The organism is Microbacterium istanbulense, assembly GCF_037204145.1.
Lineage (GTDB): Bacteria > Actinomycetota > Actinomycetes > Actinomycetales > Microbacteriaceae > Microbacterium > Microbacterium istanbulense.
The window spans coordinates 81134-106321 of sequence record NZ_JBBDGN010000004.1 but is presented as its reverse complement, the minus strand read 5'-3'; the positions used below and the strand labels follow the sequence as shown (position 1 = coordinate 106321).

General features: G+C 65.8%; 20 protein-coding genes and 1 pseudogene. 13 read left to right on the top strand and 8 right to left on the bottom strand.

Translation table 11 applies throughout. From position 1 onward, the window contains the following. Positions 1-20 precede the first annotated feature (20 nt). On the top strand, positions 21-1325 hold the full coding sequence (locus WDU93_RS06205) for an exo-beta-N-acetylmuramidase NamZ family protein (RefSeq protein WP_337318650.1): 1305 nt from the start codon (positions 21-23) through the stop codon (positions 1323-1325). A gap of 15 nt (positions 1326-1340) precedes the next feature. On the opposite strand, the gene WDU93_RS06200 is transcribed toward WDU93_RS06205, so the two are convergent. The 3 genes from WDU93_RS06200 to WDU93_RS06190 are packed head-to-tail and all read right to left on the bottom strand — an operon-like array spanning position 1341 to position 3527. Further along, positions 1341-1715, bottom strand: coding sequence for a PLDc N-terminal domain-containing protein (locus tag WDU93_RS06200; RefSeq protein ID WP_337318648.1), 375 nt, complete (start codon positions 1713-1715; stop codon positions 1341-1343). Between the two features lie 49 nt (positions 1716-1764). Further along, a complete protein-coding gene (locus tag WDU93_RS06195) occupies positions 1765-2601 on the bottom strand; it encodes a sulfurtransferase (protein ID WP_337318645.1) in 837 nt (278 codons plus the stop codon). After that, a complete protein-coding gene (locus WDU93_RS06190; protein ID WP_337318643.1) occupies positions 2598-3527 on the bottom strand; it encodes an aldo/keto reductase in 930 nt (309 codons plus the stop codon). Before WDU93_RS06190 ends, WDU93_RS06195 begins: the two co-directional genes overlap by 4 nt. Positions 3528-3578: 51 nt before the next feature. Between WDU93_RS06190 and WDU93_RS06185 the strand changes: the two genes are divergently transcribed. From WDU93_RS06185 to WDU93_RS06175, 3 genes are read left to right on the top strand one after another with little or no spacing between them, the layout of a single operon-like run. After that, a complete protein-coding gene (locus WDU93_RS06185; RefSeq protein ID WP_337318641.1) occupies positions 3579-4181 on the top strand; it encodes a GNAT family N-acetyltransferase in 603 nt (200 codons plus the stop codon). Positions 4182-4205: 24 nt separating this feature from the next. After that, positions 4206-5885, top strand: coding sequence for a glucose-6-phosphate isomerase (gene pgi, locus WDU93_RS06180; protein ID WP_337318639.1), 1680 nt, complete (start codon positions 4206-4208; stop codon positions 5883-5885). Then, positions 5882-6481 (top strand): hypothetical protein, encoded by a 600-nt coding sequence (locus WDU93_RS06175; RefSeq protein WP_337318637.1) that lies wholly within the window; start codon positions 5882-5884, stop codon positions 6479-6481. The genes pgi and WDU93_RS06175 overlap by 4 nt, the downstream gene beginning before the upstream one ends. Before the next feature lie 31 nt (positions 6482-6512). On the opposite strand, the gene WDU93_RS06170 is transcribed toward WDU93_RS06175, so the two are convergent. The 4 genes from WDU93_RS06170 to WDU93_RS06155 all read right to left on the bottom strand — a co-directional run bounded on the left by WDU93_RS06170 (position 6513) and on the right by WDU93_RS06155 (position 9060). Beyond that, the gene (locus WDU93_RS06170; RefSeq protein WP_337318635.1) at positions 6513-7622 is read right to left on the bottom strand and encodes a fatty acid desaturase family protein; all 1110 of its coding nucleotides are present in this window, start codon (positions 7620-7622) and stop codon (positions 6513-6515) included. 365 nt (positions 7623-7987) lie between these two features. Beyond that, positions 7988-8485 carry a hypothetical protein gene (locus WDU93_RS06165; protein WP_074040847.1) on the bottom strand — a complete coding sequence of 166 codons (498 nt, stop codon included), beginning with the start codon at positions 8483-8485 and terminating at the stop codon, positions 7988-7990. A 33-nt stretch (positions 8486-8518) separates the two neighbouring features. Further along, a complete protein-coding gene (locus tag WDU93_RS06160) occupies positions 8519-8830 on the bottom strand; it encodes a type II toxin-antitoxin system RelE/ParE family toxin (RefSeq protein ID WP_074040848.1) in 312 nt (103 codons plus the stop codon). Further along, positions 8827-9060 (bottom strand): addiction module protein, encoded by a 234-nt coding sequence (locus WDU93_RS06155; RefSeq protein WP_083603968.1) that lies wholly within the window; start codon positions 9058-9060, stop codon positions 8827-8829. The genes WDU93_RS06160 and WDU93_RS06155 overlap by 4 nt, the downstream gene beginning before the upstream one ends. 174 nt (positions 9061-9234) lie before the next feature. On the opposite strand from WDU93_RS06155, the gene WDU93_RS06150 reads away from it, so the two are divergent. Together WDU93_RS06150 and WDU93_RS06145 are read left to right on the top strand one after the other, a co-directional pair. Next, positions 9235-9972 carry a hypothetical protein gene (locus tag WDU93_RS06150; protein ID WP_337318629.1) on the top strand — a complete coding sequence of 246 codons (738 nt, stop codon included), beginning with the start codon at positions 9235-9237 and terminating at the stop codon, positions 9970-9972. A 68-nt stretch (positions 9973-10040) separates the two neighbouring features. Beyond that, positions 10041-10388: a histone-like nucleoid-structuring protein Lsr2 gene (locus tag WDU93_RS06145; RefSeq protein WP_235006243.1), complete on the top strand. Its 348-nt coding sequence runs from the start codon at positions 10041-10043 to the stop codon at positions 10386-10388. A gap of 8 nt (positions 10389-10396) precedes the next feature. Here WDU93_RS06145 and mobF read toward each other — a convergent pair whose 3' ends face one another. Continuing rightward, positions 10397-13906, bottom strand: a complete 3510-nt coding sequence (mobF, locus tag WDU93_RS06140; RefSeq protein WP_131941894.1) for a MobF family relaxase — start codon at positions 13904-13906, stop codon at positions 10397-10399. Between the two features lie 428 nt (positions 13907-14334). Between mobF and WDU93_RS06135 the strand changes: the two genes are divergently transcribed. The 7 genes and pseudogenes from WDU93_RS06135 (at position 14335) to drmB (ending at position 25039) form a co-directional block, all read left to right on the top strand. Then, on the top strand, positions 14335-15375 hold the full coding sequence (locus WDU93_RS06135) for a DNA cytosine methyltransferase (protein WP_074040852.1): 1041 nt from the start codon (positions 14335-14337) through the stop codon (positions 15373-15375). A gap of 320 nt (positions 15376-15695) precedes the next feature. Beyond that, positions 15696-16394 carry a hypothetical protein gene (locus WDU93_RS06130; protein WP_235006245.1) on the top strand — a complete coding sequence of 233 codons (699 nt, stop codon included), beginning with the start codon at positions 15696-15698 and terminating at the stop codon, positions 16392-16394. After that, positions 16391-17923 (top strand): hypothetical protein, encoded by a 1533-nt coding sequence (locus tag WDU93_RS06125; protein WP_074040853.1) that lies wholly within the window; start codon positions 16391-16393, stop codon positions 17921-17923. Before WDU93_RS06130 ends, WDU93_RS06125 begins: the two co-directional genes overlap by 4 nt. A 50-nt stretch (positions 17924-17973) precedes the next feature. Further along, positions 17974-18231, top strand: a pseudogene (locus WDU93_RS06120) (NERD domain-containing protein); the annotation flags it as partial. Positions 18232-18522: 291 nt separating this feature from the next. Then, positions 18523-19620: an AAA family ATPase gene (locus tag WDU93_RS06115; protein ID WP_337318824.1), complete on the top strand. Its 1098-nt coding sequence runs from the start codon at positions 18523-18525 to the stop codon at positions 19618-19620. Beyond that, the gene (locus WDU93_RS06110) at positions 19617-23117 is read left to right on the top strand and encodes a helicase-related protein (protein ID WP_074040855.1); all 3501 of its coding nucleotides are present in this window, start codon (positions 19617-19619) and stop codon (positions 23115-23117) included. The genes WDU93_RS06115 and WDU93_RS06110 overlap by 4 nt, the downstream gene beginning before the upstream one ends. After that, positions 23114-25039, top strand: a complete 1926-nt coding sequence (gene drmB, locus WDU93_RS06105) for a DUF1998 domain-containing protein (protein WP_074040856.1) — start codon at positions 23114-23116, stop codon at positions 25037-25039. Before WDU93_RS06110 ends, drmB begins: the two co-directional genes overlap by 4 nt. The last annotated feature ends 149 nt before the right edge of the window (positions 25040-25188 follow it).

Below are 25188 nucleotides of genomic sequence, written 5' to 3'. Positions count from 1 at the left end.
CGAGAGCAGAGGAGAACGAGATGACTCTCAGTAGACGCAATGTGTTCCAGGCGGCCGGCGTGGCCGCTGCCACCGCGGCCGGTCTGGCCGCCGCCACCCCCGCGATGGCAGCGCACGGCTCCGTCTTGCCCTCGACGCCCGGCGGGCGTCGCATCCGCACCGGCGCGGACGTCGCCGCGGCCGGCAAATGGCGCGTGTTCTCGGGCAGGAAGGTCGGGATCATCACCAACCCGACGGGCGTGCTCGAAGACTTCACGAGCATCGTCGATGCGATGGTCGCCGCCGATGTCGACGTGCGTGCGGTGTTCGGCCCCGAGCATGGGTTCCGTGGCACGGCCCAGGCCGGGGAAGCCGAGGACACCTTCACCGACCCCCGAACCGGGGTGACGGTCTACGACGCGTACGGAGCGACAGTGGCCAAGCTCACCGGCTTCTACGCCGAGTCGGGCGTAGACACGGTCGTCTTCGACATCCGCGATGTCGGTGTGCGGTTCTACACCTACATCTGGACCATGTGGACGGCGATGCAGGCGGCAGCTCAGGCCGGCGACCTCCGGTTCGTGGTGCTCGACCGCCCGAACCCGCTCGGCGGGCGCGCGCGAGGGCCGGTGTTGCAGCCGGGGTTCACCTCGGGTGTGGGTCTGCTCGAGATCGCGCAGCAGCACGGCATGACCGTCGGCGAGTTGGCACTGTTCTTCAACGCCACCTTCATGGAGCGCGCGGGGCAGCAGCGGCTCAGCGATCTGCACGTTGTCAAGGCCGAAGGCTGGAGTCGCGAGATGGTCGGGCCGCAGCAGGCCGACCGGTGGATTCCGCCGTCGCCGAACATGCCCACCCCGCAGACGGCGACGCTGTACCCCGGCACGGGCATGGTCGAGGCGACCGACTGGTCGGAGGGACGAGGGACGACACGGCCCTTCGAACTCGTCGGCGCTCCGTACATGGATCACCGACTTGCCGCGGCGCTCAATGCCAAGGGCCTGCCCGGGGTGGAGTTCCGTGAGGCGTACTTCACGCCGACGTTCTCGAAGAACGCCGGCACGGTGTGCGCGGGCGTGCAGATTCACATCCTGGACGCGGAGAAGGTCGACGCCCTGCAGGTGGGAACGCATCTGCTCGTCGAGGCACGTCGCATCTATCCGGAGTTCGCCTGGCGCGGCGATGGCGGCAGGTGGATCGGACTGCTCACCGGTTCGGGGCGCTTCCAGGAGCAGCTCGAAGCGGGCGCCTCCGCCGAGGACATCATCGCCGCCTGGCAGCCGGAACTGAAGAAGTTCGTCTCAGACACCCGGCCGTATCTGCTGTACGGCGGACCTCGCCGTTAGGCGAGCTGACGCCGCTCAGGCCTCCTCGCCGCTCGCCTTCTTGCGCTTGGCGATCTCTTCCTTCAGTCGCCACTCCTCGATCTCCCGGTCGAGGTCGGCCAGCTGCTCCTCCGTGGTGCGGCGATCCTGCGGGGGCGCGGGTGGGGCCGGCGGTGCCTGCGTCGCCGGTGTCGTCTCGCGTCGGCCGGGCCGGCCGAGGCGGATGCCCTGCTGCGGGTACTCCCGGCCGATCGCGAACCAGAGGATGCTGCCGATGAGGGGCAGCAAGATCACCAGGATCAGCCACACGAACTTCGGCAGGTAGCGCACCTGGGCGTCGTCGCGCCGGATGATGTCGACCAGCGCGAACACCATCAACGCGATGGTGAGCAGCGTGAACAGGAACGGCATGTCTTCAGGGTAGACGACCCCGCCCGAGCGCGGGGCGGAGCCTCCGCGCTCAGTCCGCGCCGGTCGCGACGGGACGATCCGGGGTGTTCGACCAGGTGCTCCAGGAGCCCGGATACACGGTCACCTCGCGCCCGACGAGGGCTCCGGCGAGCGCGAACTGCGCCGCGGTGATCCCCGAACCGCAGTATGCGGCCACGGGGGCATCGCCATCAGCACCGACCTGCGCGAAGGCGTCGAGGATCTCGGATGCCGACCGGAAACGCCCATCAGGGGTCAACAGGTCGCCGATGGGCAGATTGCGGGCCCCGGGCACGTGCCCGGCGACCGGGTCGATCAGTTCGGTCTCGCCGCGGTAACGCTCGGCGGCCCGCACGTCGACGAGCACGCCATGGTCGGGCCAGGTGGCGGCGCCGGATGTGTCGATGATCCCCTCGTCCCCGGGAGCGCCGAGCACGATGTCACCGGTCACCGGTTCGACATCGCCCGCCTGCACTTCACCACCGGCAGCGAGCCAGGCCTGCCAGCCGCCGTCGAGCACCCGCACATCGGTCACCCCGGCGCGCCGAAGCGCCCACCAGAGGCGCGAAGCGGCCAGCATCCGGTGATCGTCGTAGACGACAACGGGCAGGCCCTGCCGCATCCCCCAGCGCCGCGCGGCCTCTGCGAGCGTGGCATCGGATGGGAGCGGGTGCCGGCCCTCGTGCGGCTCGCCGTGGCGCGAAAGCTCGGCCTCGACATCGACGAACACAGCTCCAGGAATGTGCCCTGCCAGGTACTGTTCCCGGCCGTCGTCGCGTCCGAGCTGCCAACGGGCATCGAGCACGAGCACTTCGCCGAGGCGCTCCTGCAATTCGTCGGCGTCGATGAGCGGATGCACGATGGTCATGGCAGCAGGTGTCCTGCCGCGCGGAACAGCTCGTACCACTCGGCACGGCTCAGGGTGATGTCGGCCCCGGCTGCTGCCTGAGCGACCCGCTGGGGGCTGGTGGTGCCGAGCACGACCTGCATCTCGGCGGGGTGCCGGGTGATCCAGGCGGTGGCGATGCCGAGCGGCGTCACCCCGTGAGTTTCGGCCATCCGGTCAAGGGCGGCGTTGAGTTCCGGGTACGCGGGGTTGTCGAGGAAGACGCCCGTGAAGAAGCCGGCCTGGAACGGCGACCACGCCTGGATGGTGATGCCGTTCAGGCGGCAGTACTCGACGATGCCACCGCCGTCGATCACCGTGGACTGTTCGACACCGGCCATGTTCGCCGCGATCGGCTGCGCGATGATCGGCGCGTGCGTGATCGACAGCTGCAGCTGATTGGCGATCAGCGGTTGCGTGACGGCCGTGCGCAGCAGGTCGATCTGGCGCGGCGTGTGATTCGAGACGCCGAAGGCGCGCACCTTGCCCGACCTCTCGAGTTCATCGAAGGCGCGGGCGACCTCTTCGGGCTCGACGAGGGCGTCGGGGCGGTGCAGCAGCAGCACGTCGATGCGGTCGGTGTCGAGGGCCCGCAGCGAGCCCTCCACCTGCGTGATGATGTGCTCGTACGAGAAGTCGAACATGCCCTCGGCAGGCACGATGCCGCACTTCGTCTGCAGCACGATCTCGTCACGTTGGGCGGGGGTGAGCGCGAGGGCCTCGGCGAAACGCCGTTCACACACGTGCATGGCGCCGCCGTAGATGTCGGCGTGATCGAAGAAGTCGATACCCGCCGCACGGGCGGTGTCGTAGAGCGAGCGGATCTCGGCATCCGTCTTGCCGTCGATTCGCATCATGCCGGCGATCACGGCCGGCGCCGTTCCCGCACCGAACGGAACAGTCTTCATGGGTGTCCTCCCGGGTCGGTCTCCACGCTATCGCGCTGGTTGAATGGCGGCATGGCCTTCTCGTTCACCCCTGCACCCGTCACGCTATCCGGGCGGCTCGTGTCGCTGCATCCGCTCTCACACGACCACCACGACGGTCTGCTCGAGGCGCTCACAGAGGACGACATCTACGAGCGCGCCTGGTACACGTCGATCCCCTCCCCCGACGGGCTGTCTGCCGAGATCGATCGGCGCCTGGCGCTGTCTGAGAAGGGTGAGATGGTGCCGTTCACCGCTGTGGATGCCACCGGGCGGGTGATCGGGATGACGACGTACTACGACATGGATGCCGACGTGCCCCGGCTGCACATCGGGTACACGTGGAACCGCCCGTCGGCGCACGGCACCGGCACGAATGCCGAGTCGAAACTGCTGTTGTTGCAGCACGCGTTCGACACGCTCGGCGTGTTCCGTGTCGGGTTCACGACGCAGTGGGTGAACTTCCAGTCGCGCGCGGCGATCGAGCGCCTCGGCGCCAAGCAGGACGGCGTCATGCGGGCGATGAGCCGCTATCGCAACGGCGCGCTGCGTGACGCGGTCGAGTACTCGATCATCGAGCCGGAGTGGCCGGCCGTGCGCGCGAACCTCGAGGCGCGACTTCTTCGACGCGGGTGACCGCGGCGGCGCTAACGTGGACGCATGACCGCTCCGATCGATCCCACCAGCACCGCCGCCTGGGCCGAGCTCACCGCGCTCAGCGACCCGTTCACCCCTGATCTGCGCGGCTGGTTCGCCGCGGATCCCGAGCGCGCGGAGCGCATGAGTCTGCCGTTGGCCGACCTGCACGTCGATCTGTCGAAGAACCTCGTCACCGACGAGATCCTTGCCGCTCTCGTGCGACTGGCCGAGCAGACGGGCGTCGCCGACCGGTACGCCGCGATGCTCGCCGGCGAGCACATCAACACCACCGAAGACCGCGCGGTGCTGCACACGGCGCTGCGTCGCCCCGCCGGTACCACGCCCGCCCTCGTCGTGGACGGGCAGGAAGTGGATGCGGATGTGCAGTCAGTGCTCGACGCGCTGTCCGCGTTCGCCGACCGTGTGCGCTCGGGCGAATGGCGCGGCGTGACCGGCAAGAAGGTCACGCATGTGGTGAACATCGGCATCGGTGGCTCCGACCTCGGCCCGGTGATGGTCTACGAGGCGCTCAAGCCGTATGCGGATGCGGGTATCGAGGCGCGTTTCGTGTCGAACATCGATCCCACCGACATCGCCCAGAAGACCGCAGATCTCGACCCCGAGACGACGCTGTTCATCGTGGCATCCAAGACCTTCACGACGCTGGAGACCCTGACCAACGCGCGGCTCGCGCGTGACTGGCTGTGGCAGCGGCTGGCCGAAGCGGGTGTCGACACGTCGACCGATGAGGCGCGCAACGATGCCGTGGCGCACCACTTCGTCGCGGTGTCGACCGCACTCGACCGGGTCGCGGAGTTCGGCATCGACCCGGCCAACGCCTTCGGCTTCTGGGACTGGGTGGGCGGCCGGTACTCGGTCGACTCGGCGATCGGGCTGTCGTTGGCGATCGCGCTGGGCCCGGAGGTGTTCCGCCGCCTGCTCGCCGGGTTCCACGCTGTCGATGAGCACGTGCGCACCACCCCGCTGGCGCAGAACGTGCCGGTACTGATGGGGCTGCTCAACGTCTGGTACGTGAACTTCCTCGGGGCGCAGTCGCACGCGGTGCTCCCCTACGCGCAGCAGCTCAGCCGCTTCGCCGCATACCTGCAGCAGCTGACGATGGAGTCCAACGGCAAGTCGGTGCGCTGGGACGGCACCCCGGTGACCACCGACACCGGCGAGGTGTTCTGGGGCGAGCCAGGCACGAACGGCCAGCACGCGTTCTATCAGCTCATCCACCAGGGCACGCGGCTCATCCCCGCCGACTTCATCGCGTTCGTGAACCCCGCGTACCCGCTCGCCGACGACGGCCGCGACGTGCACGGGCTGTTCCTGGCGAACTTCCTCGCGCAGACCAAGGCACTGGCGTTCGGCAAGACCGCTGCCGAGGTCGAGGCCGAGGGCACGACCGGGGCGCTGGTCGCCGCGCGTACGTTCCCGGGCAACCGTCCGACGACGTCGATCTTCGCCGAGGCGCTCACCCCCGAGGTGCTGGGGCAGCTGATCGCGCTGTACGAGCACATCACGTTCACGCAGGGCACGATTTGGGGCATCAACTCGTTCGACCAGTGGGGCGTTGAGCTGGGCAAGCAGCTCGCGCTGCAGATCGCTCCGGCGATCGAGGGTGATGAGGCGGCGATCGAGGCGCAGGATGCCTCGACGCAGGCGCTGCTGCGCTATTACCTGGCCCGTCGCACGTGAGCGTCATCAAGACTTACCGCCGAGACGACGAAGGGGCGCTCCACTATCTGGAGGCGTGGCGTGACGGCGGCGTCTTCACGATTCACGAGGGCAAGGTGGGTACGAAGGGCTCGACCGTGCGGAAGGTGATCCGTAATCGCACCTCGCACTACAAGCCCACGTACACCGAGTATGTCGCCACCTTTCGGGAACGCGCAGCTGCAGAGGGCTATCGCGAGATTCCCGAGGATGAGCAGAGCTGGGTCGTGCTGCAGATCTGGACCCACTCGGACGATCTGTCGCATCCCGACGATGCGAGCGCGTTCGCCGATGCGGCGGGGCTGCTCGACGAGCAGCTGGGCTGGTGGGGTGTCGGCCATTGCGATGGCAGCGACGTGGGCGGCGAGCCGCCTGCCGGCTCGGGCAGCGACGGCACGGTGCTGAACTTCTTCTGTCCGGTGGTCGACGTGCCGATCGGTGTCGCCGCGCTGCGTCGCGTGGCGCGGCAGCTCAAGCTCTCCCAACGCTGGGTGATCGGCGCACGTGACCCCGGCGACGAGTCCGAGTACTACCTCGCTTACTCCTCGCGTAAACGTGACCGGGAGTTCGCTCTGTAGTCACGGCCGAGCGCGCGGGGCGGTTCGCGGGCTACGCCCGGCGCAGTTCGGATGCCGCCGGGCAGTCGAACGGGTCGCGGGCGGCGAGGCCGACGCGGTTGAGGTATCCGATGACGATCGCGTAGGAGCGCCCGAGGGTGGTCTCGGTGTAGGGCACGGCGTTGTTGGCGCAGTACTCGCGGACGACCTCGCGCGCCCTGGCGAGGTGCAGGCGCGGCATGTTCGGGAAGAGGTGGTGCTCGATCTGGTAGTTCAGGCCGCCCATCAGCCAGGTGGCCCACCAGCCTCCGGAGATGTTGCGCGAGGTGCGCACCTGCTTGGAGAAGAAGTCGAGCTTCGCGTCGCGGGCGATGATCGGCATCCCCTTGTGGTTGGGGGCGAACGATGCGCCCATGTACACACCGAAGACGGCCAGCTGCACGCCCAGGAATGCGAAGGCCATGCCGAGCGGCAGGAGGAGGAAGATCGGCGTGAGCAGCAGGGCGAACCGCAGGGCGATGAGGCCGAGTTCGAGCCAGCGCTGCTTGACCGGGCCGCGCGAGAGCAGATGCTCGAGACCGAGGTAGTGCAAGTTCAAGCCCTCAAGGGTGAGCAGCGGGAAGAACAGCCAGCCCTGCTTGCGGGTGATCAGGCGGATCAGGCCGCGCGACTGCGCGGCATCCTCTTCGAGAAACGAGATGGTGTCGACGGCGATGTCGGGATCTTTGTCGACGCGGTTGGGGTTGCCGTGATGGCGGGTGTGCTTGGAATCCCACCAGTCGTAGCTCATGCCGACGATCGCGGCGAGAATGCGGGCGAGGCGGAAGTTCGCGGGGCCCGAGGCCAGGATCTGCCGGTGGGCGGCTTCGTGGGCGAGGAAGGCGACCTGCGTGAAGAGGATGCCGAGGGCGCCGGCCATGAGCAGCTGGAACCAGCTGTCGCCGAGCAGGATGAAGCCGGTGATCACGCCGCCAAAGCCGAGCAGAATGCCTGTCGCCACGAGCGCATAGAAGATCGGCGCCCGCTGCAGCAGACCCATCTCGCGCACCACGCGCGACACGTCGCTGTAGGCCTTGGCCATGGGCGGGAACTGATCGGTGCCGGCGTAGGTCTGGCGCACGGCGCCGAGTCGGGATGCGGATACGGCGGATGCTGAGGACACGTGCGCGCCTGTCGATCGGGAGCCCGGAAGCCCTAGGAGCCAAGGGCGGGTGCCGATCGCTGGTCTCAGGCTACGCGCCCCCATATACTGCGGCGCGTATACGTCGGCGGGCTGGCTTCGGGCGCACGCGCAGAGGCCCGGACCTGCAGGATTCTGCCGGTCCGGGCCTCTCGCGGTTCAGCGACTCAGAAGTCCCAGTTCTCGTCGGGAAGCACGTGATCTCGCGGTCTCTGCGTCTCCGCAGACCGGCCGTGCCACCTGCGTGCCACTCGTACCAAAAGGCTTGTTGCACTCGCCGAAACGGGTCGTGACACAGTACAAATTGTACTCGTCCCAGCTGGCGTCTGCACGTGCCCGTCGCGGATCTATCGCCGTTTCGGGAGGAAGGGCAGGTGCTGCACGTCGGGATCACCGGCGGCGAGGCCATCGACGGTGACCTCGTATCCGACGAGGTCCTGACTCGGCCACGATTCCCCGCTGAACAGCGAACGCACGGCGGCCAGGCGCTGCTCGAACTCGGCTCGGTTGTCGGCGCGGATCTCGAGCGAGTCGGTCTCGTCGGTGGCGCCGATGGGCCTGATCGTGAAGAGCGACTTCGTAATGCTCGATGCGTCCGTCCCGCTACCGATCAGGTCGTATTGGAGGCCGTGTTCTGTCAACGCCGTAGCGACACGGTGACGCACCCGCTGTTCGGCGGCGCCTTCGTCCGTTGCGTCGTCGATGGTCATCGTCTCGACCAGCACGAGAGTGCTGCGGCGCCTGCCGCCGATCGGACGCGCCTCGTATCCGAGGCCGCTCGCAACGCGGAGCGCCTCATCCACGTCATCGAGCGCGACCCGCACGGTGAGGAAGATCGTCGCCATGCTTTCAGGGTAGTTGCGGTCGCCGTCGGCGTGTCAGTCTCTTCCGCTCCAGTACAGCGGCATGCGCCGTTCGTGGGCAATGGCGACGATCTTCAGGGCCTCGTCGGTGAGGTAGTAGACGAGGCGGTAGTGCGAGTGAGGAACCTTGGCATGGCGAAAGACACGGCCAGCCGGCGTGTCGAGGATGGTCTCGGCTGACTCCGGCCATTCGAGGAGACGATCGATGACCCGGTCGACGTCGGTGCGGAACCTCGCGCCGCGGTGCTGTCCACCCTGGTCGTACCACTGGATCGCGTCGTCCAGCTCACGCACGGCATCGGGGTGAAACCCGACGCGGAGCGTCAAACGCTTCTCTCGGCAGCGCGGGCGTCGAGGTAGGCGTTCGCTTCCTCGCGAGAGAGCATCGTGACCGTGCCGTTCTCGAGTTCGTCAGCCCTGCGTGAAGCGACGGATGCCCAGGCTGCGTCGATGACCGCCTGGTCGGGGGCGTCGGCGTCGTAGAGGACGTCGGCGACCCGCGATCGCTCCTCGGGCGTGAGCGCCATCGCGGCTTGGATCACCTCAGCCACCGTCATGCCCCAATTCTACCGTGGCACCGTCCGGTTCAGCGAGGTTGACCCGGCCACGAGCGTGAGAGGAGTCGTCAGCCCTGCGTGGGGTGGTCGTCTCGTACCTCTTTACGCAAGTGAGCGGATAGATAGATGCGAGGACTGGTCATGGCTTCGGAGTTGGATCGTAAGGCATCGACGGTGGTCGGCGGCATGTCGCTGCGGGTCGAGAAGACAGGCCGCGCGCCCGAGGAGGCCGGCGGGAGTCGGATGCAGTTCTTGTACGAGGTGCGTGCCGGCGAGCATGTCTATCGAGGTACGGATCTGTATGCGGGTGTCGGGATGGATGTGTCGGCGTCGCGAATGGTCGGGGTGCTGGCGGGGTTCCTCTCTAAGGCAGGCGAGAGATACCGCTCGGGCATGTGCCCGCCGGATGACGCCTACCCGGAGTGGGTCTATGAGCAGGCGTATCTGAATGAGGACGAGCTGGCGATGGCGTCGTTCGAGCTCGAAGAGCCGGAGGTGTTCACCGGGCGGTTCGGTGAGCAGGAAGGGCCGTGGGCGTCGGTGGTGTTTTTGCAGGGCGAGGACGCGGACGCCGCGCTCTCGGTTCTTGAAGAGCGCGGTCCGGAGGCAGCGATCGCGCATTTGGCGCAGTGGGACTTTGGAGATGAGACGGAGCAGGCTGCAGCCGCGAACGGTCACGTCTACAAGGCGCCACCGGTCGGGACGTGGGATAGGGAGTTCCGCAGCGGCGCATATCACCTGTCGTGGAATCACTCGCTGGGACACGTGGGCTTGACCCGCAGTATCGCTGGCGCGGCCGAGGCGGCGACACCATCGGAGCGTGCCCGGCAGCTGGGCCCAGCGTCGCCGACGGTCACCGCCGGGGTGACTGGTCACAGCATCGACGCCCGCCCGGAGCCACTGGGCAGATGACCGCATATGGATAGGAACCCACTGGGGTGAGGTGCCGGGGCGTCGCAGAGATGCGACGCCCTTGTGGTGTGTCACGATCAACGCATGGCACGCAAAATGGTGTTCAGCTCGTTGATGACCTTGATGGCGCCGAGCTCGACGGGACCGGTGAGAGCATCACCTTCGGGCTGGATGGCCGCACGTATGAGATCGACCTGTCGACGGCACACGCGGATGAACTTCGGCAGGTGCTCACCCCGTACCTGACGGCCGCACGCCTGACGGGGCGTCGCCCAGCCGGGCGCCCGGCATCTTCTGTCGCGCAGGCTCGGAACTTGGGGGCGATCCGGGAATGGGCACGGGATCACGGATACACGGTGAGCGATCGGGGACGTGTCTCGGCGGCCATCGTCGCCGCCTACGACGCCACGTCCTGACGGAACGCTCACCGTCCGATTCCCTCTCGCGTGACCTCGGGCGTGGCCGGAGGCGTGCCACGGCGGCGGAGGCTGGTAAGGAAGCCGTCGATGCGTTCGTGATCGAGGCGCTGCTGCGTGGCATCCGGTTTCGCCCCGAGCGGGGTGTGGTCGGTGATCCCGTAGCGTTCCCGATAGGCGACGACCATGCGCAATACCGTCCCCCACGGCTCTCTCGCAGCTGAATCGGGACGAGGTTCGGGGCCGAGCGCCTTCAGCCAGGGAGGCTTCTCCGTGAGGGCGTCGTCCGCGAGGGCTTGGGCGCGCTGTTCGATGAGCGATCGTAGTTCGGTCAGCGCGCGGGTCATGTCCTCGGGCATGCTGCCGGATGCTTCGGGGATGAACCCGGCGATGAACCGTCGCCGGGTGCCGCGCCCGCGTCCGGGGCTGGTGCGCGTGGCGAGTTGCTGCACGCGGTGGCGCAGCAGGCTCGCCGGGTCATCGGCGTCAGTGAGCGGCCCGGCCTTCAGTGCGCGGTCGATCAGCCGTTCCGGTCGGTGCCCGGCGGCCTCTGCCCGGCGCAGCGTGGCGACGATGGACCCGAACGTTTCCGACTCTGTCAGCTCGTCGACGAGGCCGTGGTCAAGGCCCGCTCGCGCAAACAGTTCCGTGATGTGCTCCGCCTGGGCTTCCTGCGCGACGGTCTCGTACTGATCGGCGAGGTGCGCGATCGAGGACCAGGCTTGCTGCTCGGCCTCGATCGTCTCGTGCGCGGACCTCTCCGCCCCTTCATGCTGCAAGACCCCGTAGAGGATCGAGTGGGCGGTGGGCTCGGTGTCGGGGAGCTGGTGTTCTTCAAGGTGGGCCTGGTCGATGGCGACGTAGGCGGTGTTGGACGCCCGGCCGCGGGTCATCGCGACGTAGAAGTTCTCCCGCGTCATTGAAGACGAGTGCACGATCGCGTGCGCAGTGTCCACGGTTGCGCCCTGTGCGCGGTGGGCAGTGACCGCATATCCGAGGTCGACGTTGTCTGCCACGTAGCCAGCGGGGAGCACGACGGTGGTGGCGTGGCGGGCGTCGGCACGTGCGATGGTGAGGGAACCGTCGTCGTGGTGTTCGGCGACGCGCCACCGGTCGCCGTTCTTCACCCACGCCCCTCCGCCGGTGGTCAGGCGCCGGTCGTTCTTCCTGGTGATGATGATGTCTCCTGTCCCGGCGCGGGTGCCGTCTCGCAGACGGATGCCGTCGGGTGAGACGTGGCCGTCGAGGATGCGGTCGTCGCGGGCGCGGCTGTTCAGCTCGGTGACGGTCTCGTTGGTCTCCGCGATCAGGAGGCTGCTCTTGCCGTCGGCGATGTCCATGTACCAGGACCGGTAGGCGGCGTCGAGGATGTCTTCAAAGTCACCGCCGACGATCCGACCCTGATCGTCGTAGGTGTCGATCACGTCGGTCCGGCCCAGGCGGAGGTGCAGGGACGCCGTCTTCTCCCACTCGGCGTGGAATCGGCGCACGTCGGCCAGCTCGGGGGCATCACCGCGGTCCCGGACGAGCAACCCGAATGCCCCACCGGCATCGACCGCGGTCAGCTGCGCCCAGTCCCCGACGAGGACGACCTTCGCGCCGGCCTCGGCGGCGTGGGTGGCGATGCGTTCCAGGGCGAGGGTGCCAGCGAGGGAGGACTCGTCAATGATGACCAGCTGGCCGGGCTGCAGGTCCCATCGGCCGTGGTCATGTTCATGAAGCCACTTCGCAGTGTTGTCGGTTTCGATGCCCAGGTCCTCTGCAAGCACTTCCGCCGCAGCGGCCGAGGGGGCAAGTCCGATGACGGTGCCGGCGCCGTGCTTCTTCTCCCATGCGCGGCGCAGCGCTCCGAGGGTCGTGGTCTTCCCGGTTCCGGCAGGGCCGACGAGCACGTCGATGCTCCGCCCGGAGACGGCGATCTTCTCCACCGCGGCCTGCTGCTCCACCGACAGCCGGATGCCTCGGGCGTCTCGCCGGGAGACGACTGCGCTTACGGTGCGCAGCGGCACGGCGGGGGCGTTCGTGGCCTGTGAGAGTGCGAGGAGGGTGTCTTCGGCTTCCAGGATGCGGGTCGAGGAGAAGACCGTGTGATGCTTCGGACGGAACATGCTCGACCCGTCCGGACGAGTGAACTCCGCTGGCGGGACGACGAGCTCAGGCGGGGTCAGCCGCAGCGACGCAGTCTCGGCGGCGTCGACGATCATGCCGATGATCGTTTCCCGGTCGGTGGTGGACGCGAAGCGCAGTCCCATCGTCTGCCGGGATGCCTCGGCATGCAGATTCCAGCGCCGCCACGTCGACCGCTTCACCCCGACTTGCGCGACGACGACTTCACCGATCGCGGTGGCCTGGTCCAGCGGAAGATCATCTGCGCGCAGGGTTCCCCGGGCGGTGCCGGATTCGAGAAGATGCGTCGCCCACGTGGTGCATTCCTCGTCCAGCACGTGGGTCGCCCGTCCACGCCATTCCTCGGTCAGGTCAGCGAGGGAGCGGACTTCTTTCGCGGGACGGGTGGCGAGGGTCGCCTGCTGGCGCAACCGGATGATCGTCGTCTCTGACGGGTACTTCCCGTGACGCGTGACGTACTCGTCGATGAGCCGGTTCTTCTCCGTGTCGATCGCGGCCGACCGGGACGAGAACTCATCGATCAACGCGTCGCCCACCCCGGTGATCTCCCACGAGGGGTTGCGGTCCCGGCCGCGATCGCGAGCTTCCCACCCCAGCCCGAGGACACGGGTGAGGTGGTCGGCGAGCACCGCGTTGTAGTGCTCAGACAACGCGACCACGGCCGCGTGCATGGGCCGGCCATCCAGCGTCCGCCACTTCCCGTCCGCTGCCTGCACCCGGTTCGCGATCACGACATGCGTGTGCAGCTGAGGGTCGCCCGCGCGGGAATCGAAGTGATCGAACGCGGTCGCCACCGCGCCCCGCACGTCGACCTGCGCGACACCGTTCGTGCCTGTCCTGCTCGCCGCGACGTCACGCTCGATCAGATCGATGACTTCCCGGATTGCCGCGTGATGGGCCTGTCCGATCAGTGCCTGTGTGCCGCCGTCTGCAACGGCCCAGAGTACGGAGACCGATTTCGGGACGGAGAAGGTGTAGTCATACCCGGCGACGGTGCGCGGGCGCTTGCGTTCCTTCTCCTCACGGACGATGTTCTCCACCGCGGCTTCCCGCTTCTCAGCGTTCAGATCCTCGGACAACCTGCCAGTGCGGATCTTCACCCGCTCCCGCAACGGCTTGAACGCGAAGTACGCCCGCCCGAGCTGCTCACCCGTCGTCGGATGCTCACCCCGTCCCAGCAGATGACGAAGCTGGGCCTCCGTCACCACCTCACCGTCCGCGACGGCCGCATCCTCGAGACCGGTCAAACCAGTACCAAGCCAGAATCCCGGCGGGGTTCCCGCCTCCGCGTAATAGCGGGTCAGTGACGTCGCAAGGTCCCGCCCGGTGTCACCGGCCGCGATGCTCTTGAGGAGATACCGATACCCCTCCCCCGCACTGAGCACACGCATCGACACCGTCACACAAGACAGGTACGTGACCCGATCCCTTCGAGGGCCCCTTGAGGCGGCGGCCGGGGAGAGGGCCCGACGAGGTCTTCATGCGGAAGGTGAATCGGGGAACTGATCGGAGGTGCTCCTCGGAGTGTCCGACTGGTCGAGTAGGGAAGCGCGCAGGAATCGAAATTCACCACAGCTTTCCTGCCGCTAGCGCCCTGGCTTCCACCGGACAGTCCGAACAGCCCCGTTCCGTCTGTTCGCGTTAAGCTGCCCCATCCGGACCATTCCGGCGCGCTCTGGTAGGGGGCGAGGAAGCAATAGCCGACACAAGCAGAAGGAGCCTCACGACACGCCGACAGCGGTCTGATCTGAGTCGGCGATGCCGGTACGCTAGGCCGGAAAGGCCCAGTCGGGTGCCTGCGTAGCCGAAGGAGCGCCCGATGGTCTTGCCCCGCATCGTGAGCCTCTTCTCGGGTGCAGGAGGACTTGATCTTGGCTTCCATCTGGAGGGCTACGAAATCGCCTTTGCTGTCGATCGGATGGTGGCCGCGGTGCAGACGCATAAGCGCAACTTCCCAGCGACCATGTCAGTTGCGGCGGACATCACGATCCGGAACGAGGCGTCCGGCAGCCTCGCCGTCTTGGATGAGATCGCGAAGGCGCTGACGGATGGCGAGGCCATCGGAATCATCGGCGGGCCCCCGTGTCAGGGATTCTCACGCGCGAACTCGAACTCTCGCGCTGATGACCCCCGAAATCAAATGCCAACCTTCTACCTTGAGATCGTTCAGGCGCTGCAAACACGCTACGACGTGCAGTTCGTGCTCTTCGAGAACGTCATGGGCATCCGCGATGCGAAGCACTCGGTGACATTCCGTGGGATCCTGGCTCGCCTCAAAGAGTTGGAACTCACGGCGGGTGTCGCCGACCACTCGGCCCTCGACTACGGCGTGCCCCAGACACGGAACCGTGTGATCATTTCAGGATTCAAGAACGAGGCAGCCGCTAGCGCCTTCAAGCCGAAGACAATCTCCCGCGAGGGAGTCGACTTGACCGTGCGCGGCGCAATTGGTCACCTGCCTCAGCCAGTTTTCTTCTCGCGAAGCCTCTCAGCGGACGACATCCCGACACATCCGAACCATTGGACGATGACTCCGCGGTCCAAGAGATTCAAGGGCGAGACCGCTGCGCCCGCGCCCACTAGGAGCTTCCGACGCCTGTCGTGGGACAAGCCAAGTCCCACGGTCGCCTACGGACATCGCGAGATTCATGTTCATCCGGACGGAGCGCGTCGGCTCAGCATCTACGAGGCGATGCTCCTGCAGGGCTTCCCGAGGTCATTCGTCCTCGAAGGCACTCTCTCACAGCAGGTGGAGCAGGTCTCGAACGCTGTGCCACCGCCCGTGGCTCGTTCGCTCGCGGCGGCCACCTCGACTGCGCTAACCACGTCGGCGAGCGCTACCCAGACGGTCACAGCGTAGTCAGCTCAGCCGCTGCCTGCGTCCAATGTCGGCCGTCATCCCTACAGTGGAGGGGGGAGGAAACGATGAGTAAGGCGGAGAGTCGGCCTGGGCCGAACGTGCTCCTCAGTCTTGCTGAAAACCCTGACTCCGCCTCGGTTTGCTCGTCTTGGATTGGTCCCATCCTCGCGTTGGGAACGCGGCTTGCGCGGAAGGTTGATGATTTCAGAGGTCGACAGCTGATCATTGCAATCTCGGTTCCGAGTCGCGAGTATGCAGCGGCGCTCATTGGTTCCGGTTGGACTCTCGGAAGGCCGCCCACTCAGGTGGCGACTGATCCGTTGACGGTTCTGCGCGCGGCACTGCCGCAGGGCAACTATCGTGCCGTCAACGCGAACCACGTGATTTCAGGTAGGTTCCAGGGGTTGTCCGAGAAGGTCGTGCGAGACAAGCTGCGCGTTGATGTCACACTCGCAGGGCAGTGGGTCGTCGACATGCTGGAAGCAGTCGCGGCCACTGCCGAGGGCGACCCGGCCGAGCGGATGCCGCGACCGCGCATCGGGAGCATCGGTCGGATGACAGGTGTTGACCGAAACTGGGCGCGGCGTCTTGTCGCTCCTGCGGCGGACCTCGCAATCGTGGGCACGAAAAGCTGGATCAGCGACGACCTCGAAGCTGTTCTTGCCCGGGGTGATGATCCCGATGGCGACTCGCTGGCTACCCTGCTTCTGCCGAGGACCGAGAAATCGGCAACTTGGTTCTCGCGCATCTACTCGTCTTCGGGCCTTGCTGACCAGCTTCCGCTTTCGGATGACGTATCCCTCACGATTCTGGACGGCCAAGGTGCGATCAGATATCTCAATGACGTCCTAAGCCCGATCGTCGTGTGCGTCTTCGATCGATCCGTTGCTGACGAGAGTGCAGCGGAACAGGTCGTGCAGCTCAGAAACTCGCGCGGAGAGCCGATTGCGCTGTCGACACAGCTCGGTTGGGCTCCTCCTGCCGGTGTCGAGGCACTCGGATTCACGGTGGCACTATGACGTCGCGGATCATCGGACTCGATCAGCGATATACAGCCTCGGCTTCGCTGGTGCGGCATGGCGTCGAGATCATTGCTGTTCGGGACGAACTCGGTGCAAGGTTCGATTCGGCCACCCGCGGCCTTTTCCGACTGATCCAGCGGGATGGGCCCGGCGTCTGGGATCATCTTGCCGGTGCCGCGAAAGCACTGCGCTGGCGCCTCATCACCGACCCGATGCCGATAGAGCGCAATGCTCAGCTCACGGCTGCTGCGGGCGAGGTGGGTCGTCAGGCTCGGCAGCTGATCGGAGCCGTCGACGAAGATGCGCTCCTGCGAGAGATCGCTGACGCCGCGGCGGCACTCTGCACCCGCGACCCACTCGTAGGCGCCGTACTGCTTGAGTCGCTGACTGAGGTCGGAGTGGACTCGGCAATTGTCGTGACTGCGAGCAGTCGATCGCGAGAAGCCCTGGGCGAATGGCTCGGCTCGCTTGGGGCACGAGTTCTCACGCTCGGCGATCTTGAGCGCGCCGATGTTTCCGAGGACATCGCCTACTTCGTGGGTCCCCCGCGATTCTTCAAACCGACGGCGGTCACTGCGCCCCGCACGCTGGAAGTGACGTTTATCCTTCCGGCGTGGTTCGGCGATCGAAACGTCCCAAGGTCGGCGATCGCACAGTACGCCGAAGGCGGTATCCAGGTCGCCGCGCGCATCGTCGAGGTCGGCGATGCGCTGCCTGCGCCGCCGGAGCCTGCGATGTCGGAGACCGAGCCGATCCAGGAGGAGGACCTCCTTCCGCAGCCGGTCTGGGGGAGCCGGGTGAGTGAGGACCGTGCGCCGCACGCGGACGAGGTGGAAGCGCGCAAGATTCTTCTTTCGGGGAATCGCGCAATCTGGCTTGATGACGATGGTGAGCGCATCCGTGCGCTTGATCCGACACAGCCGCCTGGCGAGCGCGTCGGCTATTCGGAGGTGTCCGCGGTCGCTCCGGGCACGTACCTGCTTCTGCGTGAAGGTGAGGCTGAGCGGGAGTCCCTCCATGCGCGAGCATATACGCGAATCGGCCCTCGCGCGTCAGCAACCCAGGAGTCGCAGGCGTCCTGGAAGTCTGCACTGATTGAGCAACTTAGGGCGAGAGGCATCCGCGACTCCGAACGCGCCTTGCGTGCACTCGGTGTTCGCGCGGCCGGCCAGGTTCGCGCCTGGGCATCGCCGCACGTTATCCGTCCGCAGAGTGATGGCGATTTCGAGCGGCTCCTCGGATGGCTGGGGCTACCGATCCAGCCGCACTTCGGGCACGCCTCATTGCTAAGACATGAGGTGCATCGAGCCACCCGGGAGCTGCGTGACCGGCTGGAAGCAGCGGCGGATGCCGCGGACCTTCACGAGCTCGAGCGCGTCGGTCATATGACTCTCGACATTGCTGAGCCAGGCTTTCGGGGCATGTTCGTCACCCGCGTCCTTGCGATCGCGCCATTTACGGAACTGGTCGCCCGCTACGACGCTCGCGTGCCCTTTGCCGACGAGGGTGCTCAATGGCTCGAATGATCCCGGCCTAATGCACCGAGTCCGCGCCTCCAGGCGAGAAGGCCGTCTTTGTGGCACTGCGGGACGCAGCTGGGACTGAACACTGGACTGTGCTGCACTCACTTGGGATCGTGCAGCATGAGCGACAGGTCGAAGGAGAGGCGGACTTCGTCGTCGTCGCGCCCGACGCTGGCCTGCCGGTGGTAGAGGTGAAGTCGCACCTGTCGGTCGCGCGTAGCTCCGATGGCACCTGGCGCCTCGGTCAGGACCCTCCGACCGTGCGAGGACCTTTTCAGCAGGCGCAGGAGGCGATGCACAGCATCCGGGGCTACCTCCGGAGCAAACGGGTCGAGCTGCGGGACGTCCCGGTCCTGCACGCGGTGTGGTTCACGGGAGTGCGTGCGCGAGCGACGCTGCCCGACTCACCTGAGTGGCACTCGTGGCAGGTGCTTGATTCGAGCGACCTCCCGACCACAGCTCAAGCGGTTGAACGAGTCATGAGAGAGGGAGCGCAGCACCTCGCCTCGATGATCAAGTACTTCGGGTTTGGTGGATATGGCCCGGACCGGGCCACCACTGAACGGATCGTGGCTACGCTTCGTCCGCGGTTCGAGGTTGTGATGACTGCTGGGGACCGCCGACAAGCGCGAGAGGGTCAGCTCGCACAGTTCGTCGAGGAGCAGTACCGCGCACTGGACTCAGCCGCCGACAACAGAGGCGTCTTGTTCACAGGCCCCGCCGGCACAGGCAAGACCTTCCTCGCCGCTGAGTCGGCTCAGCGGGAGGTCGCTCAGGGGCGAGCAGGTCGACTTCTGTGTTTCAACCGCCTACTTGGGCGTAGTCTCCGCGAGAAGCTCATGGATGTCGTGGGGCTCCGCGTGGGCACATTGCACCAGGAGATGTTGCGACTCGCCGGCATGAGCGGCCCGCCGGCAGACGCCGATAGCGACTTCTGGGAGCGAGTGCTGCCCGAGAAGGCCCTTGAGGGCCTTGCTGAGCGGAGTGCGGAGGAGGTCGGGGACTTCCTCATCGTCGATGAGATTCAGGACATCGCGACTGGCACCTACCTCGACTTGCTCGATCTGCTCGTCAAGGGCGGGCTGCGCGACGGTCGCGTTCTCATGTTCGGTGACTTTGAACGCCAGGCGATCTATGGCAGCGAGGGGGCACGCGAGGTACTTCGCGCCCGATCGCCGCATCTGGCGTCGTTCCGGCTGTCCGAGAACTGTCGGAACCTGCCCCGCATCGGATATCAGGTGAATCTCCTCGGTCACTTGACGCCGGGGTTCAGAGAGTTCCGCCGAACCGACGACGGTATCGATCCGACGATCATCAAGTACGTCCGCGGCGAGGACCAGGCCGCCATATTGCGGAAGGTCGTAGGCGATCTGCGTGACGAAGGCTTCGATCTGACAGAGATCGTCGTGCTCAGCCCGCTTGGCGATAGTTCTGTCGCTGCGAGCACATCTGAGCCCTGGCTTCGTCAAGTGCTGAGTCCCGCAGACGGTTCGAAGCCGATCAAGGGGCGGCTCCGCTACGGCACCATCCACTCGTTCAAGGGACTGGACGCGCCGGCCGTCATCGTCACTGACCTTGATGACTCCGGTGGGCCGCACTTCGATGCCCTCGTCTACGTCGGGCTGACACGCGCGACGGATCGCCTGACCGCCCTGGTAGAAACGAAGACGCTACGGCGACTGGTTGGAGGAGAGGCATGAGCGGAATCGAAGCCCGTGAGACCGTTGAGGCGGCCCTACGGCGCGAGCTCTTCGGGCCTCTCGACGGTGATCCCGTGCGGGGGCAGCCGCTGACGATTAACGCTGGAGTCGTGCATTTCGAGACGACGGAGGCATCCCGGGGCCAGTTCCACGATGCGGACAGCGGCCAGGAGATTCTCACGAGCGGCACCCCGCTCAAGCGCTACGGCGTCGGAGTCTTATTCGCGGGCGCCACCGTCGGCGGCTCGCCGGTGGAAAGCGCCGTCGAGGAGGTTTCCGACGCCCTCGACGGAATCACCGGTATCGCGCTCTCCGAAGACGACCAGATTGGGCCGCCTGTCGAGATTCAGGGCCACGTCCGTCACGATGTCGCTGACTCGGATGACTTCGATCTCACGGATGCCAACACGTTCAAGCCGTCGGCGATGGCCGTCTCGTTTGAGACTCGCATGGCTGACTCGGGAACCCTCACAGTTGAGGTAGTCGGCGCGAGATACGAGAAGCTGACCGTGCACATCCCAGGTGTCGCCAAACCAGTCGATTGGTGGGTCAGACGCCCCTTCGAGGCGGTCGGCACGATCTCGGGTCGTACGGTTCTGCGGGAGACGAATCGGCTCAAAGTTATCGACGTCGTGCTCCTGAGCGGCGAAGGCGTTGTCCCTCTTGCGGTGCGAGTGTTCAGTCGTCCGGTCCCCGGGGCTGACGACCCGGCTCTCAGGATCGTGACCCTCGCAGTCGTCAACGATGCCCCTGGTTCCGGCCCGTCTGCGGCGGTCTTTCAGGTTGGCTTCAAGGTGTCGACTGTCGGCGACGCTGACATCGTCCCCTATCCGGAGGTCGAGCTGCCCGACCGGGACGAGGAGGAGCGATCACTTGACCTCCTCTACCGGAACCAGCGCACCTATGCGATCGGGCATGGCTGTGCAGCCGAATGGGGGGCAGTCAACGCCGATGGAGTTGTGCCGTTCGTGCAGGCCGCGGCTCTGCCTGCATATGAGGTCGTCAGCCTCTCACCGAACGTGTACCTGTCTGACGACAACGGGAATCCTGCCTTCGATGCCGATGGCAAGCGGCAGCCGGTGGCTGTCAGTATGGCGGCCCTGGCAAGCGGTAGCGAGGACGGCGCCGCCCAAGTGGAGCTTGTCCTCAGTCAGTACGAGAAGTGGATCGACCGGCGGGAGGCCGAGATCCCCGAGTTGCTTCCGCGCTATCAGGACGCCGCGAGTGAGCACATGCGTCGAGCACGAGCGGCGCTGACGCGGATGCGAACAGGCTGGAGCCTCGTGGCAGCGAACGATCGAGCTGCGCGAGCGTTTCGCTGGGCAAACGAGGCGATGCTGCTCCAGCAGGTCCGATCCGGATTCGAGCTGCGCGAGGCCAAGCAGAGCGGCGATGGTCGCTGGAGAGTCGAGGGAGCGCACCCCGCACTCACCGTGCCGACTGGCCGGGGATACTGGCGTCCATTCCAGATCGCGTTCCTACTTGCAGTGCTGCCCGAACTCGTAGAGCCAGAACGCCAGACTCGCAGCGACGTCGATCTGATCTTCTTCCCCACTGGTGGTGGCAAGACAGAGGCGTACCTTGGCGCGGCCGCCGTCAGTTTGCTCTCCCGGCGGCTCCGTAACCCCGAGGACGCCGGAACAGACACGCTCATGCGATACACCCTGCGTCTCCTCACGGCGCAGCAGTTCCTCCGTGCTGCATCGCTGGTCTGCGTGCTCGAAGACATTCGGGAGCAGAACTCTGACACCCTCGGTGCTGCTCCCTTTGGAATTGGGATTTGGCTGGGTGGCAGCTCAACGCCGAATACGTGGAAGCAAGCACTTGACAACTTGCGGGCTCTGCGTAGACGACCTCACGAGCAGAACCTTTTCCTTCTGCTGAGGTGTCCCTGGTGCGGTGCACAGATGGGCCCGCAGCCTAAGAAGGGCGGTGGACAGGAACCGATCGGGTACGAGGAAGCAGCGGGCAGGGTCGTGCTCCGCTGCATTGACGGCGAGTGCAAGTATTCACGCCGCGCTGGTCTGCCGGTCCATGTTGTCGATGACGATATCTATGAAGCTCGGCCCTCGATTGTCATCGGGACTGTCGACAAGTTCGCGATGATGGCGTGGCGCCCCAGGGCGAGGAATCTCTTCGGGCTTGACGGGAGTGGCGCGCGAAAGGTGTCTCCGCCCAGCTTGATCATTCAGGACGAGCTGCACTTGATCTCCGGCCCGCTCGGCTCAATGGTCGGAATCTACGAGCCCGTGATCGACGAACTCTGTACCGATCGCCGCGGCGCGAGTCCTGTGCTCCCCAAGATCATTGCCTCCACGGCGACGGTCAGACGATATGAGGACCAGATCAAGGGGCTTTTCGGCAGGGAGACCGTCGCGCTCTTTCCGCCGCACGGTCTTGAGGAGGGGCGATCCTTCTTCGCTGAACCCGCGACTTCGGCCGACGGAACCCCGGAACCAGGGCGGCGCTACATCGGTGTGATGAGCGCATCGCTCGGCTCGACACAGACGGTCCAGGTCCGCGTCGCCGCCGCAACCCTCCAGGCCGCGGTGGACATCCCGGAAGAGGACCGGGACGGCTACTGGACCAACCTCAACTTCCTCAACTCGCTCCGGGAACTCGGGAATACCGTCTCGCTCCTCCAGGCTGACATTCCCGACTATCTCACCGGGCTCCGCCGACGGGACGGGATCGTGCCACGGTGGCCTCACCGACAGATGGAACTCACATCGAGGCGGCGGTCAGACGAGATTCCAAAAGCGATCGAACAGCTCCAGGTGAGGTACGCCCCTGGGAAGGAGCGACAAGAGGCTATCGATATCTGTCTCGCCTCGAACATCATCGAGGTAGGTGTGGACATCGATCGGCTCGCGCTGATGACGATCGTCGGGCAACCGAAGACCACGGCGCAGTACATCCAGGTGAGCGGTCGGGTCGGCCGGAAGCAGGAAGTCAGCCCTGGACTGGTCATCACCATCTACGGGGCCGCGAAGCCGCGTGACCGCAGCCACTACGAGCGTTTCCGCACCTACCATCAACAGCTTTACGCGCAGGTGGAGCCTACTTCCGTCACTCCATTTGCCATGCCGGTCCTTCGCAGAGCGCTTCACGCTGCCGCGGTCGCCTATGTTCGGCAGACCGCTCCCGAGACACTCGGACCCGACCCGTTCCCTTCGACTGCCTACGACGAGGCCATTCGCCTGCTGCGTGAGCGAGCAGAAATCGCGGAACCCGACGAGCTCCCGGTCCTCGATCGTTTTGCGCGTGATCGCGCCCGTCAGTGGGGTGGTTGGGAGCGTACCGAGTGGGACGCCAACCCCCGTACTGGTGATCCGCTGCAGGGGCTCATGCGGTTCGCGGGAACCCTCCCTGATCTCGATAGGCGCGCGACGATCTGGGATGTGCCGACAAGCATGCGGAACGTCGATGCCGAATGCCGCCTGGAGATCAGTCAGGCGTACCTGTTCGAGGACACGGCCGCGGAGGAGCCAGCATGAGCACTGGAGCAATGCGCCGAGCGCAGCTAGTGACTCCATTCGGCGTGGGGGCCATGAGCGTGCTTGTGAATGGGACCTCAGTGATCACTGCTGGTCTTGATCACTGGTACGAGGTCGTCGACCAAAGCGCTCTCGCGATGGAGGAGTACCAGGAACACGACTGGCGGCTTGAGTCTCGCCTCAAAGTCTCCGAGTTCCGACTGCCACCGGACTACAGGCCGTCAGGCCAGGGCAGCGACTTGCGAAACGTCCGACTTACCGTGCCCGTGTTGCGCTTCCCCCGATGGTCGTTCTGCATCTATTGCAAGCGTCTGGAACTCAGCAAGCTCACGATGAAGACGCTCGTTGAGTGCCAGGACAAGGAGCATGCCGACAAGAAGTACAAGCCGAAGATGTCGCAGGTTCCGTTCGTGGCGATCTGCGCCCGAGGACACCTGGATGACTTTCCCTTTGACAAGTGGGTGCATCGATCGGCCAACCCATCATGTACGGGCACCTTGCGCCTCGTATCACGCGGAGGCGGCGGGCTCGAAGGGCAGGTCGTAACCTGCGATACCTGCAAGCAGGAGCGCTCGCTTCGAGGGGTCACCGAGGCCCGATTCGACAAGAACGGCGAGGAGCACACCAATCTCAGCGATCAGCTCGTTTCGCCCGAACAGCCCTATCTCTGCGGTGGGGCTCGGCCCTGGTTAGCGCAGCTTGACGGTGTTTGCGATCAACCGATTCGAGGCGCCCTGCGCGCTGCTGGAAACGTCTACTTCCCCAAGGTGGAGTCCTCGATCTATCTCCCTCGACGTGAGGGAGCCGTCAGCGAGGAGGTCCATCAGCTGCTCCGACACCCTGCTGTCAGCACGACCTTCAACAACGTGTTTCAGTTGAGTCTTGATGAGGTGTCGGGCGGGCAGCTACGGAAGCTGCTGGAGCGAAACGTCCCGCCCGAACTCTTCGCTCCCATTTCGGACGACGAGTTACTGGCGGCATACCAAGATCAGTTCGGCATCGGCGAGAGCAGCGGGGAGGAGCCAGTCGAGACTCCGGTCGACGCGGAGAGCCTGACGAGCGACGACATCTGGCGGCATCCGGAATACGTGAAGATTCGCGAGACACCGAAAGATGACTTCCTCGCGGCATCCGACCCCGGTCTTCACGCTGATCTAGCAAGCCACCTCTCTCGCGTGAGGTCGATCGATGTGCTTCGGGAGACGCGCGCGTTGCGGGGGTTTACGCGAGTTCGCGACGGCGAGCTGAAGCTGACGGAGGGGAAGGCGATGCTCAGGCGTGCCAGCTTGACCCCTGCACAGGATTGGCTGCCGGCCTATGTGGTCAAGGGTGAAGGAATCTACTTCGAACTCGATGGGACACGCCTTGCAGCCTGGGAGGGGCGTGCGGAGGTTCAGGCACGCGCCCAGCGGATCACCGATCACTACGGATCAGTGGCAAGCCAGCGCGGGTTGCAGGGGCGGACGATTAGCCCAAGGTTCGTGCTGCTGCATACGCTGTCGCATCTCTTGATCAACGAGTTCATCTTCGCCTGCGGCTACAGCTCGGCTTCGCTCCGGGAGCGTCTCTACGTCTCTGACTCGGCCGATCGGAACATGGCCGGCGTACTGATCTACACAGCGGCGGGCGACTCAGAAGGGACGATGGGCGGACTTGTTCGCATGGCACGCCCGGACAACCTGCGGCAAGTTTTTGCCTCTGCACTGGCGGACGCTCACTGGTGCTCGACTGATCCGGTGTGTATGGATGCAGGCGAGAAGGGGCAGGGACCGGACTCCTGCAACCTTGCGGCGTGTCACGCCTGTGGGCTCCTCCCCGAGACCAGCTGTGAGGAGTTCAATCGATTCCTCGATCGAGGTCTCGTAATCGGCACTCTGGACGACCCGAAGCTGGGCTACTTCTCCGACGCGTTCTCAGACTGAAGCGTTTCCGAAGGAAGATACCATCTGACGACCAGTCCCATCGCCACTCGGGGGCGGTGCTCATGCGCAAACTATGGGGCATCGAGTACGAGTCTGGTCGTATCGGCCCGCCCAGAAGTTGCATACTCGGAGTTATGGCTCTGGGCGGC